The sequence below is a fragment of the Citrobacter sp. RHBSTW-00671 genome (assembly GCF_014103415.1).
In the GTDB taxonomy this organism is placed as follows: Bacteria; Pseudomonadota; Gammaproteobacteria; order Enterobacterales; family Enterobacteriaceae; genus Citrobacter.
Map to the genome: position 1 here is coordinate 47,629 of NZ_JABXPR010000005.1, position 16,294 is coordinate 63,922.

Below are 16,294 nucleotides of genomic sequence, written 5' to 3' on the forward strand. Positions count from 1 at the left end.
GAAATCTATCTAACCTAAGGATTAAACAGAGTGCCGGGTTCAAAGAGAATTTGCAGGCAGTGTCTGAACGATGACCGTTATCTGAACAACATCATCGCAAGCGATCCTGATGCCTCAGAATCATGCGATTATTGTGACTCCGAAGAGATGACGATGTCGATGGAAACACTGGCTGAAAAGGTCGACTGGTTGATTGAAAATTATTATAGGGGCGGAGAATGTAACCATTATCTGGAAGAGTATGAAGGTGAACCTCTCTTCTCAGTTCTGGAGCAAGAGGTCACAGCCAATGATAATATCATTGATGACTTATCGGAACTGCTCGAGGAGTTATGGTTTGACTGGAGCTCACATGATAGAAAATATGGTGATGAGCCTCATTTTGTTGAAGCTGTAACCATCTCAGGAAACCTGTCCAGAAAATGGAATTCAATGGAAAGGAAACTTCGGGAGAGTAATCGATTCTTTAATATGGACGCGATGGCAACTTTCGAAGAGGTTTTTACTTACCTTCACGAAAATCATCCCTCAGCATTCATCGATTTTGAGCCTAACAAACCAATTTTCCGTGGTCGTATTTTTCAGTCAGAGGATGCACTTGAAATCGCATTACGTATGCCCGAGTCGAGTTTCGGTCCTCCTCCTCCTGAACTGACACCTTCCGGCAGAATGAATGCTAGAGGTATCTCAGTCTTCTATGGCGCTACGTCCAGAAAAAATGCCATATCCGAAGTGCGGCCACCTGTAGGTAGTTATGTTGCTGTTGCTGAGTTCACTTTGTTGCGGACAGTCAGATTACTCGACCTCTCCAGTCTGAAAGGGCTGGCTGTTAACGGATTTAGCCGCTTTGATCCGGAGTATCTACTTCGATATGAGCGCAGTAGTTTTATTCAGAATCTCTCCAGAAAACTTGTTATGCCGGTTGTTCCTGAGCTTGAAGAAACAAATTACTTGTTGACGCAAGCTATCGCTGATTATCTCTCAACATTTGAGCGTTGCGAACTCGATGGGATACTGTTTACTTCCGCGCAAAAGCCAAAGGAAAGTACAGACCCTTCTGTCATGAATATTATCCTGTTTCATAAATCGTCTGGGGTACTGAATGCAGACCGAAGGTTCCGGGAAGCTGAAGTAAATATGTATCAGCATGATGAGGATATTTCATACTTTGACCCAGAGATAAGGACGACTCCCGATGATTTCCGTCGTGAATTTAAGGTGCTATCACGTAAGAAAAATAGGGAAGATATACTTGAGCTAAAACTCGATGGCATAGAAGTTCATAAAATAGAGGGTGTTGATTACTCCACATCAGAAACAACAGTCACGCACTATTTAACGGAAGGCCGCACAAAAGAAGTGATTTCGCATGCGAAATCTGGCTATTCGGATGACGAATTCTGACGGGTAGATGTAACCCAGATTTCGCATGCGAAATCTTTCGGTGGCAGATCATCTTATCATTGCCACCGGAAGATCATTCCAGCGCGTTGTGTACGCAGGGGAAAGCATTTCTCGTTTCATCTGCCAGTCAGGCGCAATCCCACGTCCCGCAAACCACACTTTCCCCAGACCGGAATGGTTAATACCATCCAGGACTTGCATCAGCTGCTCGCTCCGTTCCCGCGGCTGTACTTCATCAAACAAATTCAGCTGCGATACCCCGGTTGGCGTGAAATCGTTCAGCATACAGCCTGCCTTTGCGTAACGGTGACCATCCAGCCAGACCCTGTCCAGAGCTCTGACGACAGCGGCAATGATGTCCCGTGTGTCCTGCGTGGGGATGAGTAGTTTTTCACTGGCCAGATTACCGTAGTAGGGCTCATTTACGGCGAACGGCGATGTTTTCACAAACACGGCAATATGCCTGCAGAACTGACGCTCTCCGCGCAGCTTTTCAGCTGCACGCTCAGCGTACTGACAGACTGCCTGTCGCATGGCTTCATACGTCGTGACACGCTCCCCAAAGCTCCTGCTGCAGACTATCTGCTGTTTGGGGGGAGGTGCTTCCTCCAGGGAAATACAGCTTTCTCCATTGAGTTCCCGGACCGTTCTCTCCAGAACTACATTGAAGTTTTTCCTGATAAATACAGGGTTCGCGCGCGCCAGCTGCAGTGCAGTTGTTATCCCCATTGTGCTCAGCTTCTTTGAGATCCTGCGGCCAACCCCCCAGATTTCCTCCACCGGCTGCAGTGACAGCAGTTTTTCCGTACGGCGGATATTGTCTGGCGTTAACGCCAGCACGCCACCAAACTGTGGCCACTCTTTCGACGCCCATTGTGCGCTTTTAGCCAGCGTTTTGGTCGGTCCCATTCCGACGCCGATGGTTAGCCCTGTGCCGGAACGAACGTGCTCACGCAGCTGCCGGCCGAAATCCTCGAAATCGATGCAGCTGTCTATACCGCGAATGTCCAGAAACATCTCGTCGATGCTGTACTGCTCCACGCGCGGCGCCAGCTCTTCCAGGTGAACCATGACCCTGTTCGACATTGATGCGTAGAGGGCGTAATTACTGGAGAACGCGATAACCGGCTCCGGAAATTTCATCGACTTCAGCTGAAGCCACGGTACCCCCATTTTGATACCCAGCCGCTTCGCTTCAGGACTTCTCGCAATGACGCAGCCATCGTTATTTGAGAGAACGACGACGGGTTTGTTTCGCAGGTCAGGGCGAAAAACCTTTTCGCAGCTGGCATAGAACGAATTCACGTCAGCAAGCGCGTACATCAGTCCATGCCCCGTGTTTTGTGTATGAAGGCTGTCACCACCCCAAAAATCTGCAGGTCTTCCGGATAGAGAGTGGGATAGGCCGGGTTCATCGGCAGCAGGGCGATACGGGGTGTCAGCTGCAGGCGTTTAACTGTGAATTCGCCATCAGTCTCCGCGATGACAATGTCACCCTGCAGCGGCTTTTCGGCTTTGTCGACCACCATCAGGTCGCCGGAATGCAGGCCCATCTCTTTCATCGAATCCCCGATAGCCCTGACGAAGAACGTTGCAGCCGGACGCCGGATGCAATAGGCATTCAGGTCCAGTTCCTCCTCCGTGTAATCGGCGGCCGGCGACGGAAAACCCGCCGGGCAACGTTCGGTGAACAGCGGGGCAGTGGACGGCACCGGCTCCTGTTCGGGGGCGACAAAAAGTAACATGGCATACCTCTTAAAATACCTGTTTTTATATACAGTATTATTTAAGATATTTCCCGTCCTGCAAGAAGAATTTTACCTGCTCCTGCCAGGTCATTGTTCTGGCGGATAAAACAGGCTCTGGGTTATCCACAGAAACGGTGCATAACCCTGTGAGTGGATGCCGGGTATCTCACCGTCTGCTAAGCCAGTGGCTCTATCAGTTCCCGGCCCTGGTTCCCCGGATTGCCAACAGCCCGGCTGACGGGGTGCCATGTGAAATCTTCGGCGGAAAGACTGCCCTCACGGGCAATGTCTTCTGCCTCTTTACCGGTAGTGTTTTCGCTAAGCCATTCCCGTGCGGCAGCCGGTGAGTACACGAGCGGTCGCCGATCGTGAATATCCAGCAGCCCCTCATCCGCAGTTGCCGTGACGATCAGGAATCCTTCGTGGTCATTGCCGTTCTCAAAGGGTGGTTTCCCTATGGCTGCGAGCAGGAGTGGATTTCCGTCCTTACGGTAAATGAAAAATGGCTGTTTAACGCCGTTTTGCTGTTTCCACTCGAACCAGCCGTCGGCAAAGACAATGGTCCGTCCGTGCTCCCAGAGTGGCCTGAACATCCGGCTGCTGGCCGCAGTTTCACTTCTGGCGTTGATGAGAGCGGGCTTGTTCCACCACTCCGGGGCATAACCCCAGTGAACAGGATCGAGATGCAGCTGCGAGCGGCGTTCACTCAGCAGCAATACCTGGGTTCCGGGCGCAACGTTGTAGCGGCCGACGGGCTCCGGATCATACGGTATATTCCGTTCTGCTTCTTCTCCGAGAAAGGACAGGTACTCCTCGCGGGAGTTGTATTGCGTAAACCGACCGCACATTAGCATTGCTCCGGTGAAGATTTCGCATGCGAAATCTTTGTTTTCTTCAGTTCTGAACATAGGCCGTATTTGAGGTTCCTGCCATCCTGTGGCCGCCGTGCCGCTACTGTAGCCGGGCCGCTTCGAATGCAAGGGTTCGCTCCGCCGGTGTCCTCACCCGGTCGCAGTTAATTTCAAAGGCATTACCCGCTGTCTTCCCGTCGTTTTCCGTCTCAATTTTCGCCGTCAAACCGTCCAGCCAGCGTGGGCTTTTTCACTGCGCTGCGGCTTGCGGCACCGCCCCTGCATTCTCCGCTTTTCGCCCGGCTGTCGTATCGGCACGGCGTAACTGGCGCCGCATTTGAGAAAGGAGAACTACCATGTCCCGATTTATCCAGGGTAATTGCGTCCATATCATGTCCGGCTTTCCGGATAATGCTGTCGATTTCATTCTCACCGACCCGCCATATCTCGTCGGTTTTCGTGACCGTCAGGGGCGTACCATCGCCGGCGATAAAACCGATGAATGGCTGCAACCCGCCTGCCATGAGATGTATCGCGTGCTGAAAAAAGACACGCTGATGGTGAGCTTCTACGGCTGGAACCGCGTCGATCGCTTTATGGCTGCCTGGAAAAATGCGGGATTCAGCGTTGTCGGCCACCTGGTGTTTACCAAAACCTACACATCGAAGGCCGCATACGTGGGCTATCGCCACGAATGCGCCTACATCCTTGCAAAAGGCCGTCCACGTCTGCCACAAAACCCGCTGCCGGACGTGCTGGGCTGGAAATACAGCGGCAACCGGCACCACCCGACAGAAAAACCCGTAACCAGCCTGCAACCGCTGATCGAGTCCTTCACACATCCCGGCGCGATTGTGCTCGACCCCTTTGCCGGCAGTGGCTCCACCTGCGTGGCCGCCCTCCGGGCTGGCCGTCGTTACATCGGTATTGAATTGCTGGAGCAGTATCACCGGGCCGGACAGCAACGTCTGGCCGCCGTCCGGCGTGCCATGCAGTACCCGGCCGCTAACGACGAGTTCCCGGAGGCCGCGTAATGAACTATGCAGGACACGAAAAACTCCGCGCAGAAGTGGCGGAAGTCGCCAACAGCATGTGTGACCTGCGTGCGGCGCTGAATGGTATGGAGCACCGCTATCGCTTTGATTCCGATGTGCTGGCCGAACGCCTGACCCGTCAGACCCTTTTTCGCATCAATGCCCTGTTTATGGCGGCATACAACGAAATTCTTGAGCTGGATGCCTGCTTTAAGGACTAAGGAGAAAAACATGTACGGAACCTGTGAAACCCTCTGCCGGTTGTTGCGTGAGCAGTATCCCGCAGAAACCCCGCTGAACCTCATTATCTGGTCCCCGGCGGATATCGAAGCACTGGCCGACGGAATGGAATATGCCGTTTCGGAGCAGGACACAAGGGCGGTACTGGCGCGTATGGATGCCATTCCGGAGGAACAACGGCTTGAGTCGGGCGTGTCTGCCGGTGCGGTGATGGATCTTATTGAACAGGTGAAAGAGGCAGTTCCGGCGGTGATGGTGCCGGCGGACCTGCTTGAAACCCTGCTGACCACTGCCGAACAGGCGTTATGGCACAGGGAATGGACCGCCCGTGACAGCAATCATCCGGTCCCGGAAAGCGTTACCCGTCGCCTGGCTGATGCGGCGAAAGTTCGCGCCTTACTGAAAAAATGAAATCAACACGCCGCCCGGGCGGCGTGTACTGACCCCGTTCAGAGGAACCCATTATGCAGGAAACCACCACGTTAAACGCCCTTGTTATGCGCCGTGCGCGCGATTTGATTGCTGATTATGGATGGCCTGACCATACCGATGTTGATCAGCGTGATCCGGTCAATAAACCGGGCTGGATAAGCATTTATGTCCGTCTGGATGCGGCAAATATTGTTCAACTGCTTCCTTTGCTTTGTACCGGTGACGTACCCGCAGAGCTGCAAAGAGCCATGACAAAAATAGCCGGGACGCCAGCGCAGATTATTTTATCCGGCAGCCGCTATGCTGACGCGCCGCAGCTTCCGGAGGACGGAACACAGATAGCTTTCCCCTGGGCCGGGGAATGGCTGACGGAGCCGGAGATTCAGGCTGTAACGGATTGCCTGTCCCGCGCCGTGCGGGATGTATCCCGGCAGGTATGGGAGGATGCGCGCCGGATAAAGGCGGCACTGAACACGCGCGGGGAAACGCTGTTTTATCGCCAGACCCGAAATTTCCGTCTGGTTGTGAAGGAAAATGATATGCCCTGCTGGCTGGACGATGATGACAATTTGCCGGTGGTGCTCGATGCCATCCTGAACAAAGGGGCACGCTACAGCAGCGTTGAGTTCTTTGTTATCAGCGACAAAGTGGATCAAATCCTGGCATGTGGCCAGATGTGCGATGTGCTGCGTATTCCGGGCGAGCCTCCGCGCCGGTGGATGGATTTAACCCTTTTACATGAGGTCATGGCAGAAGCGCGTGCAGAAATCAGTCTTGTCCGCAATGCCCTGTCAGCAATACGGCCAGTGTAGCGAACAGCAGGGGGCGGCGGCCCCCTGAATCTGGCACGAAGGATAAGGATGTCGCCGGCTCCGCTTTTATGGCTCTTCCTCCACGTTGTTCCGGCTTCGCAGTGAGTTACGTCCCGTGCGGCCTGCGGCAAACGCCGTGCCTCTACTGTAGCCGGGCCGCGGCTGATGCAAGGGAAGCGTAAACGCCGTCACCTTCACCCGGTCGCAGTTTATTTCATACGTTATCCGCCGTCTTCCCGTCGTTTTCCGGCTCAGTTTTCGCCGTCAAACCGTCCAGCCTGCTCCTGCTTTTTTACTGCGCTGCGGCTTCGGTGACGCCCTTGCATCCTCCGCTTTTCGCCCGGCTGTCGTGTCGGCACGGCGTAAGCCGGAACTCAGACGACATCGACTAGGGAGGATTTTTTATGAGCACTACGACCACCACACCCGCTGTTTACGTGGGCACGTATCACAAATACAACTGCGGCAGCATTTTCGGCAAATGGTTTGATCTGACGGAATTTGACGGCAGGGAGGATTTTTACGAGGCCTGTCAGGCGCTGCATGCCGATGAATGGGATGCCGAGTTTATGTTTCAGGACTGGGAAGGTATCCCGTCGCAGTTCGTCTCTGAATGCTCCATTGACTGGGATTTTATCGCCGCTTACAAACGCGCCGAAGAAGAGGGCAGGGAAGCCGCTTTTATCGCCTGGGCGGAGTATACCGGCGAGTGTGATTATGACGCGTTTGATGATGCGTACCGGGGCGAGGCGGAAAGCGAGGAGGACTTTGCGCGGGAGATGGTTGAGGACAACGGCCTGTTGAATGAGGTGCCGGAGCCGTTGCGCAGTTATTTCGATTTTGAAGCCTGGGCGCGTGACCTGTTCAGCAGCGGCTATGTGTTCCATGACGGCTATGTCTTCAGCAACTGATTAATGTCCGGCGGGGAAACCCGCCGGTTAAGGAGAAAACATATGAAACTTGCACCACAAAGCCGTGAGATCCTGCGACAGTACAAAGCCCTGATTAATGCCCGCCGCCGTGATGCCGGTCAGCGGGAACTGACCACCGCGCAGGTGATGGATGAAATCTGCGAATACATGACCTGTCAGTGTGCCGTGTACATCGGCGGTCATTTCATCTTACAGGGTGGAAAAGGCCAGTAAGTATGATGGCAGGCGTCCGGGCCGGAGGGCGCCTGTCAGCCCGCGCGAAAACCCGGGCAGGCTGCGCCTGCCGGAGAGAAACTTCGCCGCGCCTCCGGCGCCGCGCACTCTCCTCTCCGTTGTCAGTCGCTGAAGCCCTGGAATGCGCGTATTATCCGGGATATCTTCCTGTAAAGCAGACCGGTGATGCATATGTCAAAGTGGAATATCGCCTCTTTCTCAAAAGAAGAGCAGGATAAGGTCTCGGTCGATAAAGCCGCCGCTGCCGTTGCCTGGCAGGAACGGATGAACAAGCCTGTGGTGCCTGAGATTGTTGAACGGGAACAGCCTGAACATCTTCGCCAGTATTTCCGTGAACGGCTTGACGTTCATCGGCAGAACAGTCAGCAGCTGCCGCGCGCAAATGCGCCCGAATATAATAAACCCGGAGATGAGCAGCAGAAGTGATCCGTATAGTCAGAGTGTCCAGGGAGGAAATTTTATGCGTATGTCTCTGATGTTTGCAGCCGTGACTCTTTTAACCGGTATTAACCTGTTGTTTATTCCGTTTCAGCCTGTACCGGCTCTGTGGGGGGGAATCCTGGCCGTTGCTTTTATCCTGATTAATGTCGCGGCGGATAAACTGCGTCTCTGGAGTGGCGTTGCATGGATTATCGTTGCCGGCATCATCATAACGTTGATGCTGAAGGGGAAGGAGCCGGGGGACGAATTAAGAGTGCTGATCACCGTTTTTGCTTTCCTGGCTTCGGCCTGGTACAGCGTTGTGCAGTACAGAAAAGAAAAGAAAAGCATTTTCGCTCCTGATGTTCCCGGCAGGTATTAAGCCGGATAATTGTCAGCCATCTCGTGACTGCTCCCCGCCCTGTTGGCGAGGTTTCCCACTAAGCCGCATGTAATCCATTCTTATCCTCCCGTTCCCGTTTTCACTACGGGCGACTTCCCTGACGGGAACCGGGGCTGTCATGCTTCGCACCGAGCCAGCTGCGCTGTCTCTGCCCGGCCCCTTCGGGGCAGCGGGTTTCCATCCCAGGCTGTCGCAACGTCAACGGCAGGCTTGCTGCGACCGTTCCGGTCACGCCGCCCTTTTTACGCGCCGTATCCTGCGCTTTCTGCACCCCGGCAAACTGACGCCGGGATGTAAGGCGCAACGCCGTTTCGCGCCCGCGCTTTCCGTCGTTGCGGCGGGTTCCTGCTCATTCCTTGCCTGGTTTTTTCACCCTTTTGAGTCCTTTCGCCGGGGCTGAGACAAGCACAGTCGCTGTCAGCTGTCCAGGGTAAATGGCACGCGGTAAACCGCGCCCTGGACATCCGCCATCGCCCGCGCTGGTTTACGCCCTTGCGGCGAACGGCTCTCAAACGGGTGAAGGTAACAACCAGCGGGCGCGTTCAGCAGGTCCCCGCAAAACGTCAAAACCGCGGCCCCGGCAACTCAACGGGTGATGGTTTTTAAAAGCAAAACAAACGGAAGGAGATTCATCATGACAGTACGCGGCATCAACAAAGTCACCATCGTGGGTAATCTGGGCCAGGACCCGGAAGTCCGTTATATGCCCAATGGCGGCGCGGTCGCTAATCTCAGCCTCGCCACCTCTGAGTCCTGGCGCGATAAACAAACCGGAGAGATGCGCGAAAACACCGAATGGCATCGCGTGGTGCTGTTTGGCAAGCTCGCGGAAGTGGCCAGCGAGTATCTGCGCAAGGGCGCTCAGGTGTACGTCGAAGGGCAGTTACGTACCCGCAACTGGCAGGACGACAGCGGCGTAACGCGCTATGTCACTGAAATCGTTGTCGGACAGAACGGCACCATGCAGATGCTGGGCGGTCGTCGTGACGGCGGTCAGCCACAGAACACGGCTCCGCAGCAACCCGCACAACCGCAGAGTCCTGCCGCTCCGGCACAACCTGCTGGCTCCCCTGAAAAATCCCCGAAAAAAGGCGGCAGAAAACCCCGTCAGAGCGCCGCACCGTCTCAGCAGGTGCCGCAGCCGTTACCGGACGATTATCCGCCTATGGATGATGATGCCCCATTTTGACCTGCATGATGAAAACGCCCCGCAACCTGCGGGGCAGGAAAAGGAGAAAGACATGACCAGCAGCGTTATACCGCCCCTTCAGTCACTGCCAGATGGCACATTCACTCGCGAACAGGCTAAAGCGGTCGTAGCTCAGTATCAGAATGTCGCGATTGAAGACGATCAGGGAACGCACTTTCGCCTGGTGGTTCGTCAGAACGGCGAAATGGTATGGCGGGTATGGAATTTTGAGCCGGGTGGTGAGCACCTGATGAACCGTTATATCCGGGACTACGGCATCCGTAAACAGCAGTAAAAAGGTGCCCTGCCGGAGCAGCCACTCCGCAGGGCCGGACAGTAATCAATATCTGTGAGGAGTATCAACTATGTCAGTAACCGAGTCTAAAGCAAAAAAGGTTAAAAAAGCCAGCCCCAAAGCGTCAACGCGTAAAGCAGATGCTCAGTCAGACGTCCTGGTTGCCGTACTGGACAGTGCCCCTGTCAGTTACACCGCATGGTCCCGCCTGTTTATCGGGGATCTCAACTGCCGTCTTATCCCGCACACGCCGGAAGAAATCAGGGGTTATGCCGACAGTATTTTCGCGGTCGGGCAAATCCATAACATCGTGGTCGTGGAATGTGATGATGGTCGGCTGGAAGTGGTATGCGGCGGTGGGCGTACCAAAGCCATCGGTTTGCTGGTTGAAGAAGGGAAGGTCGACCCCGATCACGAATGGATCTCCTGCAAAGTGGTTCCCCGCGAACTGGCGAGGGCTATCTCCCTGACTGAAAACGGCAGACACAAGACAATGCACCCTGCCGAGCAGATCGCCGGATTCCGTTCTCTGGCAGAAGAAGGGAAAACACCAGCGCAAATCGGGGACCTGCTGGGCTACGGTGTGAAGCACGTCCAGCGCATGCTCAGGCTCGCAGGACTGGCTCCGGTTCTTCTTCAGGCACTGGCAGAGGACAAAATAACCACCGAACACTGTCAGGCGCTGGCGCTGGAAGATAATCCCGACCGTCAGGTGCAGGTGTATGAGGCTGCGTGTCGTCAGAGTTGGAACAATAAACCGGAAGTGCGTGTGATACGTAATCTGATCACCGACAGCCAGGTTTCCACCCTCAACAACAGCAAGTACGCATTTGTAGGGGAAAAGGCATTCTCCGGCGATGAAATCCGCGCTGACCTGTTCAGTGACGAACAGGGTTGTTTTGTGGACAAACTGGCGCTGGATACGGCCCTGCTGGAAAAACTCCAGGTGGTTGCGGAGTGCCTGAAAGAGGCTGAGGGCTGGGCATGGGCCTCCGGACGTCTGGACGCCGTCAGTTCTCACGGCGAGGACAGCGCGGTCTATCGTATTCAGGATGAGCCTGATGCGGTTTACACGGAGCAGGAACAGCAGCGCATGGATGAATTGCAGGATCAGTATGACGAGAACCAGACCGCCAGCGATGAAACCGACGCGATGCAGTCAGAGATGGAGGCCATCGAATGCGCGGCACAGCTCCGGGCATGGACGCCGGAAATGCGCGCACAGTCCGGCGTGGTGGTGTCATGGCGTGATTGTGAAATCTGTGTCCAGCGCGGGATTTTCCTGCGTGAACAGTCTGAAACGGAAGACGAACCTGCTCAGGTTCCGGTATATAAGCGCCAGCCCGAACCCGTTGACGAAATCAGTCTGCCTCTGCTGACGAAGATGTCCTCTGAACGTACGCTGGCCCTTCAGGCTGCGCTGGTACAGAAGCCAGAGAAAACGGTAGCTCTGATGGTCTGGCGTCTGTGTACCTGCGTTTTCGATTCTTGCAACACGACTCGTGATCCCTTCGTTATGCGTCTGGAGGTGCATCACAACCGTCTGGTCAGTGAAGCCCCGTCCGGTGAAGAGGGAAAAGCATGGCAGTCCCTTATGCAGGAAAAAGCCCGTCTGGAGGCGCTGTTGCCGGAAGGCTGGAAAAAGGATTTCACTACCTTTTTTACCCTTGACGGAAAGACGCTGATGTCCCTGATGGTCTTCTGTACGGCCTGTTCTGTCGATGGAGTGCAGACCAGAACGATGGGACATACGACGCGCAGTGATCTTGATGGTGTTGAATGTGCTGTTGATTTCAATCTGTATGAATGGTGGCAGCCGACGAAGAACAATTTCTTCGACTACCTGAAAAAGCCACAGATTGTTCAAATCCTCAGTGAGAACGGTTTGACCGGGGCCGCCAGCGATGCGCTGAAAATGAAGAAATCTGACGCAGCGGACCTGGCTGAAACCATGATGGCCCGTCACTGTCCTCAGTGGGTGCCTGTCTGGATGCGCGCCCCTGATGCAAAAACGCCGGATGCTGAAGCAGCAAATAACGCTTCTGATGCTACCGCCACTGACGTCCCGCCTGTGGCTCACAACAACATTCCTGATGCAGCCTGATAACGGAGGCCGCCCCTTCGGGGGCGGCAGTAAGGAGAACATGATGCGTAACATTATTACCCCCGATGTACTGAAAACCATGATCCCCCAGGAATTCGAAGACTGGCGGGAAGGTGGAGAAGATTTTCGTCGCGAACTGACCCATGCCGTGATGCGTGACCTTGACTGTCCGGCTAATTGGGATATGAACGGCGAATACCGTAGCGAGTTCGGCGGTTTTTTCCCGGTGCAGATCCGTTTCACGCCATCCCACGGCAATTTCAGCCTGGCAGTGTGCAGTCCCGGTGATATCAGCCCATCCTGGATGGTGGTGTTTATTCCTGCCAGTGGTCGTCCTTTCTCTGTCATCCGCACACTGACAGCCTGGTCGCCGGAGGTTATCAGCCACACGTTGAGTCTCGTCGCCCGCCTCGATGCCGATGGTTACAGTCAGGCCAGTATCATCAGCGTTCTGGCGATGGAGGGGGCATTATGATCCCGGCAAACCTGTCACTGGTCCCTCTGAGTCATGAGCGTCGTGCGGTGATGCAGGCCATCGCAGAGGTGGAAGCAAAGTACGAGCGCGGTATCTGTGTCGCTGAATTTCCCTATGCCCGCACCTTTTTCCGCATCCTGAACGGCAGTAAGCGTGTCACTGTAAAGGATATCGGCTGGTTCTCTCCGGGGCTGACAGGACAGTCCCTGCGGGGAAATAAGCGGGACTGGCTGGCGGCGATTGACCGGCTGATTGAAAGCCGGGGCGCATGTTGCTGGCTACCCCTGTCGCTGTCGGATGGCTGGCGACTTTTCCCGGAAACAAAGTTTCAGATGCAGGAGCGTACCCGCCGGCACAGTGAACTGGGGGCTGAAAAATACACCCGCCAGCGCCGGAAGGAGGCGTGCCAGCGCGAAACGGCGTATCAGGCGCTGGCGGGACAGGCGGAAATTGAGCTGGCTTTTCATACCCCAGAAACGGTCAGTAGCTGGAGCGCCCGCTGGTCCGGTACTGAAGTGCACCAGTACGACCTGGAGGAAATGTTCTGGCGCTGGAGTGAGCGTTTTCCGTCGCTGGCACCAATGGAACGCTGGATGATGGCGAATCAGCCCTTCTGGAGTGTGATGGTGGAATCTGATGTTCTCGCAAAAGAAAGCCCGGAACCGGTCAGACAAATGGAGCGCTGGATGGTCCCCAACAAACTGACGCACAGGAGCCATGTATGAAGTGGCGTTACTCGCTGCGCTGGAAGCTGCCGCACAGACCGTGTCCGGGTGCGCATGAACTGGTATCGGAAGTGGTGGAGGCCGGGCAGCCCGCCCCGGAATCGGTGATGGCCCGCTGGGTAGCAGGGGCCGGGTATGCGGTGTGTGTGGATTTCCTGGATGAGAGGCAGATCAGGCGCTGGAGTGATGAACGTAAAGCGGCTGCCCGTCGGCGGAATCTGGAACGTCGCGTGAACCGGATTGCACCGTTGTTTGCTGATGAATTCATCGAACGGGAAATGGAAGAACGACCTGCATATTTTCAGGGAAAAACCATGAATATGCCTCCCAAAGGAGGGGAGTCATGCTGAAGGTTATGAGCAGTATGGTCAGACAACGGATTTACATCTGTTAAAACACTTTTGGTAAGGAAAGACTATGACTCACGTATTTGTTTATCTCGTTATCGCTTCATCTGTACACGGTGGCAGTAGCTGGAACGTAACCCCTATGCCTAATATGGATGTTTGCAATAAGTTCAGCGAAAGTATTACTAAACCCCGGGGATTTGACCTTAATTTCCCTCGGGTAAGCCTGGTTCGCTGTGTTGAGGTAAAGACTGATAAGCCTGTTAATCAGTAATATCACATGAATGATCGATATATTTCCTTCACGATATACAGTCAGCAGGGGACAAGAGGGAACTTAAAAGAGGCAATTTATATATGAGATACTGGATACTGGTTGTTCTGCTAAATGGCTTGTTTGCGCTGGTCATGCACTTTGCCGCGCCGGAAATGTTCGGAAGCACTGAGCATTATGTCGGCGCTGGGATCTGTGCTCTTATAGCGATAGTTATTACCTGGCGAGATCCTCCAGGGATGCTGGACAACGCGCTCTTGTTTCTCATTAAGTGGGGAATTGTGGCTTCAGGTCTGGCGTTTTTTTTCTGGGGTATCGGATACAAGCTGGAATTCTGGGGGAATCATAACCCCGATGAAGTTTTCACCAGCGCTTTTGACATCCTTCTGCCAAATCTGGCATTGCTGAGCGGTATTGTGATTCTGGTTAGTGCCTGGATATCCTGGAGGCAAAGGTAACAAATAATTCGCCAGAATGAGGGCAGGAAAGTAAAAGAGCAGTGGTGCCTGCGGCACGACTGCTCTTTTTTTTAACCTTCATTCTTTGTCATACCCGGGTGAGTATCTCCCTGTAAGAACGGACTCTGCCAATTGTGATGGCTGTTGTCTGGATTACTTTTTCAAATTTGCCTGCTGTCGGATGGGGTTACAGGCCATGACTGAGGGCGACTTCCCTTCGGGAACCGGGGCTGTCATGCTTCGCACCGGGCCAGCAGTGCTGTCCCGGCCCGGCCCCTTCGGGGCAGCGGGTTTCCATCCCAGGCTGTCGCAACGTCAACACCACGCTTGCTGCATCCGTAAACGGATGCGCCGCTTTTCACCGTGCCGGCGATAAAGCCGCCGGCATTCAAGTGACGCCACGCCGTTCCGCCGTGTCGGGTGTGTTCATCCTCTTCTCATACATCTGGTGAGCCATCTCACGTTAAGTCCCCGGGCGGAGGGCTGGTCGTAGCACCGCCGTGTCGTCATCCAAGGGGTATATAAACTCCGCCAAAACTTTTTGCCTGGGACCGCAAAAACTTTTGTCTCCGCCCCTTTCCTTCCTCCGTACGTCGTTGCTCCTTTGCCCTTTGCCGCCAGGGAACTCACCGAGAGATGGATTAACCACCAGACAAGAGGAAAAGCAGAATGAACACACAGAACGTCAAGGTCAAAACCGCCACCAAAGAATCTTCCGAAAGATGGGTTATGTCCGGCGCTGAACCTATTGCTGCAAAGGTACTGGCATTCCACGGACAGGACGCCAGCTATGCATTTAACGTCCTGGCTGATTTGAAGGCAGTTGGTGCGTCATATGCACGGCGGAACATTATCGCAGATATGTTCCAGCGTTTAGGTGTGAATTAACCCACTGAAGGAGAACTGTTATGAACCGTAGAAATATGAATCTGCGTACTGATGGTTTTGTTCGCAATATCTATTCCCGTAACGCGTTCGACGTTATTCGCGCAGATGTGGTGTTGGCTCGCATGGAAAAACAGGCCAATCGTGGCTGTGGCCTGCACTACGAGATTTATGAGTCCCGTCTGTTAGGTATGGCCATGAATTACCTGGCAGAACTGCCACTGAAAGACCGTCCTGTATTTATCGGCACAGCGGCGAAAAGAGGCTACATGCTGACACTGGCAGAGGAAGAACGCGCACAGGGTGAATGTGACGATCTGATGAACGAACTGGCGGCAGATTACTGATCCATGAATCGGGGGCAGCGGTGTGCTGGCCCTTTTTAACAGAAGGAGAACAACATGCATTTACACCTGACTGAATCTTCCGCTGTGCCGGGGATGCAGACCACCGCTGAGGCTGAGCGGGCCTACTGGCTGAGGCGTGAACAGGCGGCGGTGAAAGCCCCTGCTGAAATCGACGTACACGCTTTCCATGATGCGCTGGGGCTGATGTATCCGATGAACTGGCGAAGCAGTGAGAACGGTGAGTGCGAAACCTTCATGCTGGCAGAAATGATCTGCGGCAACGTGACCGAAATTTATGCACGAATCGGTATCCGTTATTACCGGATGCGTGACTACAGCAACCTTGACCACGCGGAAATTCTGGCCCGCGTTAAGGAGGTATCAGACAAGAGCCAGAAATGAAAAAAGCAGGCATAAGCCTGCTCATTCCACGCCGGATGACACACCCGCAAAAGTTTGCATCCGGCATACGCAAAATCAACATGGAGATTAAACCATGCAATTTGACCCGCAAATCGTCGCACAGGCGAACGCTTTTGTAAATGCCCTGCGCAGTGGTAAACGCGCCCGTGTTCCGGCCTTAAAACTGGAGTACTGGCAGCAGTTCATGACAGTGGTATACGCTGGCCTCGGCCTCGCGTGATGTGAAACCTGCCGTCCCTTCGGGGACGGCATTACAGGAGAT

Annotated in this window: 24 protein-coding genes; 20 read left to right on the plus strand and 4 right to left on the minus strand. The window is 54.4% G+C overall.

All coding sequences use genetic code 11. From position 1 onward, the window contains the following. Window positions 1-30: 30 nt before the first annotated feature. On the plus strand, window positions 31-1,404 hold the full coding sequence (locus tag HV261_RS26375) for an RES family NAD+ phosphorylase (protein WP_202039882.1): 1,374 nt from the start codon (window positions 31-33) through the stop codon (window positions 1,402-1,404). Window positions 1,405-1,452: 48 nt separating this feature from the next. Here HV261_RS26375 and HV261_RS26380 read toward each other — a convergent pair whose 3' ends face one another. From HV261_RS26380 to HV261_RS26390, 3 genes are all read right to left on the minus strand, one after another. After that, window positions 1,453-2,727 carry a Y-family DNA polymerase gene (locus HV261_RS26380; protein WP_202039883.1) on the minus strand — a complete coding sequence of 425 codons (1,275 nt, stop codon included), beginning with the start codon at window positions 2,725-2,727 and terminating at the stop codon, window positions 1,453-1,455. Further along, the gene (locus HV261_RS26385; RefSeq protein WP_022652242.1) at window positions 2,727-3,149 is read right to left on the minus strand and encodes a translesion error-prone DNA polymerase V autoproteolytic subunit; all 423 of its coding nucleotides are present in this window, start codon (window positions 3,147-3,149) and stop codon (window positions 2,727-2,729) included. Before HV261_RS26385 ends, HV261_RS26380 begins: the two co-directional genes overlap by 1 nt. 179 nt (window positions 3,150-3,328) lie before the next feature. Then, on the minus strand, window positions 3,329-4,000 hold the full coding sequence (locus HV261_RS26390) for an SOS response-associated peptidase family protein (protein ID WP_202039830.1): 672 nt from the start codon (window positions 3,998-4,000) through the stop codon (window positions 3,329-3,331). Between the two features lie 359 nt (window positions 4,001-4,359). Here HV261_RS26390 and HV261_RS26395 point away from each other — a divergent pair, with 359 nt between their 5' ends. The 8 genes from HV261_RS26395 to HV261_RS26430 all read left to right on the plus strand — a co-directional run bounded on the left by HV261_RS26395 (window position 4,360) and on the right by HV261_RS26430 (window position 8,489). After that, on the plus strand, window positions 4,360-5,037 hold the full coding sequence (locus tag HV261_RS26395) for a DNA methylase (protein ID WP_079951814.1): 678 nt from the start codon (window positions 4,360-4,362) through the stop codon (window positions 5,035-5,037). Continuing rightward, window positions 5,037-5,258 carry a YubE family protein gene (locus tag HV261_RS26400; protein WP_001104890.1) on the plus strand — a complete coding sequence of 74 codons (222 nt, stop codon included), beginning with the start codon at window positions 5,037-5,039 and terminating at the stop codon, window positions 5,256-5,258. Before HV261_RS26395 ends, HV261_RS26400 begins: the two co-directional genes overlap by 1 nt. 10 nt (window positions 5,259-5,268) lie before the next feature. Further along, a complete protein-coding gene (locus tag HV261_RS26405) occupies window positions 5,269-5,688 on the plus strand; it encodes a DUF1380 family protein (protein WP_079826286.1) in 420 nt (139 codons plus the stop codon). Window positions 5,689-5,741: 53 nt separating this feature from the next. Beyond that, the gene (locus HV261_RS26410) at window positions 5,742-6,521 is read left to right on the plus strand and encodes a YubG family protein (RefSeq protein ID WP_042005159.1); all 780 of its coding nucleotides are present in this window, start codon (window positions 5,742-5,744) and stop codon (window positions 6,519-6,521) included. A gap of 404 nt (window positions 6,522-6,925) precedes the next feature. Then, window positions 6,926-7,432, plus strand: coding sequence for an antirestriction protein ArdA (locus HV261_RS26415; RefSeq protein WP_015062672.1), 507 nt, complete (start codon window positions 6,926-6,928; stop codon window positions 7,430-7,432). Window positions 7,433-7,474: 42 nt separating this feature from the next. Continuing rightward, window positions 7,475-7,666, plus strand: a complete 192-nt coding sequence (locus HV261_RS26420; RefSeq protein ID WP_015059779.1) for a hypothetical protein — start codon at window positions 7,475-7,477, stop codon at window positions 7,664-7,666. A gap of 192 nt (window positions 7,667-7,858) precedes the next feature. Next, on the plus strand, window positions 7,859-8,113 hold the full coding sequence (locus HV261_RS26425) for a DNA polymerase III subunit theta (protein ID WP_181008689.1): 255 nt from the start codon (window positions 7,859-7,861) through the stop codon (window positions 8,111-8,113). 34 nt (window positions 8,114-8,147) lie between these two features. Continuing rightward, window positions 8,148-8,489: a hypothetical protein gene (locus HV261_RS26430; protein ID WP_202039831.1), complete on the plus strand. Its 342-nt coding sequence runs from the start codon at window positions 8,148-8,150 to the stop codon at window positions 8,487-8,489. A gap of 103 nt (window positions 8,490-8,592) precedes the next feature. Here HV261_RS26430 and HV261_RS28065 read toward each other — a convergent pair whose 3' ends face one another. Continuing rightward, window positions 8,593-8,814 (minus strand): hypothetical protein, encoded by a 222-nt coding sequence (locus tag HV261_RS28065; RefSeq protein WP_059356368.1) that lies wholly within the window; start codon window positions 8,812-8,814, stop codon window positions 8,593-8,595. Window positions 8,815-9,144: 330 nt separating this feature from the next. Here HV261_RS28065 and HV261_RS26440 point away from each other — a divergent pair, with 330 nt between their 5' ends. From HV261_RS26440 to HV261_RS26490, 11 genes are all read left to right on the plus strand, one after another. After that, a complete protein-coding gene (locus HV261_RS26440; protein ID WP_202039832.1) occupies window positions 9,145-9,699 on the plus strand; it encodes a single-stranded DNA-binding protein in 555 nt (184 codons plus the stop codon). A 52-nt stretch (window positions 9,700-9,751) separates the two neighbouring features. Next, entirely contained in the window at window positions 9,752-9,994 is a 243-nt protein-coding gene (locus HV261_RS26445) for a DUF905 domain-containing protein (RefSeq protein ID WP_202039833.1), read from the plus strand. A gap of 70 nt (window positions 9,995-10,064) precedes the next feature. Then, window positions 10,065-12,098 (plus strand): ParB/RepB/Spo0J family partition protein, encoded by a 2,034-nt coding sequence (locus tag HV261_RS26450; RefSeq protein WP_202039834.1) that lies wholly within the window; start codon window positions 10,065-10,067, stop codon window positions 12,096-12,098. A gap of 40 nt (window positions 12,099-12,138) precedes the next feature. Next, a complete protein-coding gene (gene psiB, locus HV261_RS26455) occupies window positions 12,139-12,573 on the plus strand; it encodes a conjugation system SOS inhibitor PsiB (RefSeq protein ID WP_202039835.1) in 435 nt (144 codons plus the stop codon). Further along, entirely contained in the window at window positions 12,570-13,298 is a 729-nt protein-coding gene (locus tag HV261_RS26460) for a plasmid SOS inhibition protein A (protein WP_202039836.1), read from the plus strand. Before psiB ends, HV261_RS26460 begins: the two co-directional genes overlap by 4 nt. After that, window positions 13,295-13,648 (plus strand): theronine dehydrogenase, encoded by a 354-nt coding sequence (locus HV261_RS26465; protein ID WP_202039837.1) that lies wholly within the window; start codon window positions 13,295-13,297, stop codon window positions 13,646-13,648. The genes HV261_RS26460 and HV261_RS26465 overlap by 4 nt, the downstream gene beginning before the upstream one ends. Window positions 13,649-14,002: 354 nt before the next feature. Continuing rightward, on the plus strand, window positions 14,003-14,377 hold the full coding sequence (locus HV261_RS26470) for a hypothetical protein (RefSeq protein ID WP_202039838.1): 375 nt from the start codon (window positions 14,003-14,005) through the stop codon (window positions 14,375-14,377). Window positions 14,378-15,106: 729 nt separating this feature from the next. Further along, window positions 15,107-15,265: a hypothetical protein gene (locus HV261_RS26475; RefSeq protein ID WP_231592907.1), complete on the plus strand. Its 159-nt coding sequence runs from the start codon at window positions 15,107-15,109 to the stop codon at window positions 15,263-15,265. Window positions 15,266-15,285: 20 nt separating this feature from the next. Continuing rightward, the gene (locus HV261_RS26480) at window positions 15,286-15,609 is read left to right on the plus strand and encodes a hypothetical protein (RefSeq protein WP_202039840.1); all 324 of its coding nucleotides are present in this window, start codon (window positions 15,286-15,288) and stop codon (window positions 15,607-15,609) included. Window positions 15,610-15,663: 54 nt separating this feature from the next. Next, a complete protein-coding gene (locus HV261_RS26485) occupies window positions 15,664-16,011 on the plus strand; it encodes a hypothetical protein (RefSeq protein WP_202039841.1) in 348 nt (115 codons plus the stop codon). A 94-nt stretch (window positions 16,012-16,105) separates the two neighbouring features. After that, complete coding sequence (locus HV261_RS26490) at window positions 16,106-16,252, plus strand: hypothetical protein (protein ID WP_001159046.1); 147 nt, start codon at window positions 16,106-16,108, stop codon at window positions 16,250-16,252. Window positions 16,253-16,294 lie beyond the last annotated feature (42 nt).

What these genes read in the sequence shown, in the direction of transcription:
- HV261_RS26380 (WP_202039883.1), bottom strand. Translation starts at nt 2,727, where the DNA reads ATGTACGCGCTTGCTGACGTGAATTCGTTCTATGCCAGCTGCGAAAAG.
- HV261_RS26385 (WP_022652242.1), bottom strand. Translation starts at nt 3,149, where the DNA reads ATGTTACTTTTTGTCGCCCCCGAACAGGAGCCGGTGCCGTCCACTGCC.
- HV261_RS26390 (WP_202039830.1), bottom strand. Translation starts at nt 4,000, where the DNA reads ATGTGCGGTCGGTTTACGCAATACAACTCCCGCGAGGAGTACCTGTCC.
- HV261_RS26395 (WP_079951814.1), top strand. Translation starts at nt 4,360, where the DNA reads ATGTCCCGATTTATCCAGGGTAATTGCGTCCATATCATGTCCGGCTTT.
- HV261_RS26400 (WP_001104890.1), top strand. Translation starts at nt 5,037, where the DNA reads ATGAACTATGCAGGACACGAAAAACTCCGCGCAGAAGTGGCGGAAGTC.
- HV261_RS26405 (WP_079826286.1), top strand. Translation starts at nt 5,269, where the DNA reads ATGTACGGAACCTGTGAAACCCTCTGCCGGTTGTTGCGTGAGCAGTAT.
- HV261_RS26410 (WP_042005159.1), top strand. Translation starts at nt 5,742, where the DNA reads ATGCAGGAAACCACCACGTTAAACGCCCTTGTTATGCGCCGTGCGCGC.
- HV261_RS26415 (WP_015062672.1), top strand. Translation starts at nt 6,926, where the DNA reads ATGAGCACTACGACCACCACACCCGCTGTTTACGTGGGCACGTATCAC.
- HV261_RS26420 (WP_015059779.1), top strand. Translation starts at nt 7,475, where the DNA reads ATGAAACTTGCACCACAAAGCCGTGAGATCCTGCGACAGTACAAAGCC.
- HV261_RS26425 (WP_181008689.1), top strand. Translation starts at nt 7,859, where the DNA reads ATGTCAAAGTGGAATATCGCCTCTTTCTCAAAAGAAGAGCAGGATAAG.
- HV261_RS26430 (WP_202039831.1), top strand. Translation starts at nt 8,148, where the DNA reads ATGCGTATGTCTCTGATGTTTGCAGCCGTGACTCTTTTAACCGGTATT.
- HV261_RS26440 (WP_202039832.1), top strand. Translation starts at nt 9,145, where the DNA reads ATGACAGTACGCGGCATCAACAAAGTCACCATCGTGGGTAATCTGGGC.
- HV261_RS26445 (WP_202039833.1), top strand. Translation starts at nt 9,752, where the DNA reads ATGACCAGCAGCGTTATACCGCCCCTTCAGTCACTGCCAGATGGCACA.
- HV261_RS26450 (WP_202039834.1), top strand. Translation starts at nt 10,065, where the DNA reads ATGTCAGTAACCGAGTCTAAAGCAAAAAAGGTTAAAAAAGCCAGCCCC.
- psiB (WP_202039835.1), top strand. Translation starts at nt 12,139, where the DNA reads ATGATGCGTAACATTATTACCCCCGATGTACTGAAAACCATGATCCCC.
- HV261_RS26460 (WP_202039836.1), top strand. Translation starts at nt 12,570, where the DNA reads ATGATCCCGGCAAACCTGTCACTGGTCCCTCTGAGTCATGAGCGTCGT.
- HV261_RS26465 (WP_202039837.1), top strand. Translation starts at nt 13,295, where the DNA reads ATGAAGTGGCGTTACTCGCTGCGCTGGAAGCTGCCGCACAGACCGTGT.
- HV261_RS26470 (WP_202039838.1), top strand. Translation starts at nt 14,003, where the DNA reads ATGAGATACTGGATACTGGTTGTTCTGCTAAATGGCTTGTTTGCGCTG.
- HV261_RS26475 (WP_231592907.1), top strand. Translation starts at nt 15,107, where the DNA reads ATGTCCGGCGCTGAACCTATTGCTGCAAAGGTACTGGCATTCCACGGA.
- HV261_RS26480 (WP_202039840.1), top strand. Translation starts at nt 15,286, where the DNA reads ATGAACCGTAGAAATATGAATCTGCGTACTGATGGTTTTGTTCGCAAT.
- HV261_RS26485 (WP_202039841.1), top strand. Translation starts at nt 15,664, where the DNA reads ATGCATTTACACCTGACTGAATCTTCCGCTGTGCCGGGGATGCAGACC.
- HV261_RS26490 (WP_001159046.1), top strand. Translation starts at nt 16,106, where the DNA reads ATGCAATTTGACCCGCAAATCGTCGCACAGGCGAACGCTTTTGTAAAT.